Origin of the sequence: Vibrio sp. 10N.222.46.A1 (assembly GCF_041473595.1) — a bacterium.
Classification (GTDB): Bacteria; Pseudomonadota; Gammaproteobacteria; order Enterobacterales; family Vibrionaceae; genus Vibrio; species Vibrio tasmaniensis_A.
Genome location: NZ_JBFRSN010001248.1, coordinates 1 through 753, shown reverse-complemented (window position 1 = coordinate 753; position 753 = coordinate 1). Strand labels below are relative to the sequence as shown.

The following is a 753-nucleotide window of genomic DNA, read 5'->3' as shown; positions in this document are numbered from 1 at the left end:
CAAAGTACCTATGCAGGAATCAATAAACTCACTCAGCCGGATCTGCGCCAAGATTATACGCTGACCAACGTCAAAGGCATCTTCGGCCCTGCGATTGCTGAATACGTGTTGGGTTACACGATCAGCCACTGTAGACACTTTCCTCACTACCACCAGCAACAAGTACAACGAAACTGGCAGCCACAGCTTTATACTAGCCTAACTGACAAAACCATGGTGATTTTAGGAACGGGGTCAATTGGCAGTCATTTAGCTAAAACCGCTGCTGCTTTTGGTATTCACACCATAGGTGTCAACCGGACAGGTATCCCATCAAAGCAAGAAACCTTCAAAGAAACTTTCCACATTAATGAATTAGAAGCCGCCCTCAAGCAAGCGGATATTGTAGTGAACACATTGCCATCAACGGATGATACCTACCAACTACTGAATCAAACCACCTTAAGCTACTGCTCTAACGTATTGCTGTTTAATGTGGGACGTGGGGAAAGCGTAGATAATAAAGCGTTACTGCTTGCGATTAAGAATAAATGGGTTGAACACGCTTTCTTAGATGTCTTTGAATGCGAACCTCTCACACAAGAACACCCGTTTTGGAAATTGCCTCAAGTAACCATCACACCACACATTGCGGCTCTAAGTGAGCCAAGACAGGTCGTGGAGATCTTCGCCAATAATTACCAACAATGGCGAGATGGTTTTACACTTAATCACACCATTGATTTTGATAAAGGCTACTGATGTTCTCGTCCT

At 44.2% G+C, this 753-nt stretch carries 1 protein-coding gene; it reads left to right on the top strand.

Annotated features, from left to right (window positions below):
- On the top strand, positions 1-741 hold a 741-nt coding region (locus AB4496_RS25650), incomplete at its 5' end, for a D-2-hydroxyacid dehydrogenase (RefSeq protein ID WP_372132667.1).
- Positions 742-753 lie beyond the last annotated feature (12 nt).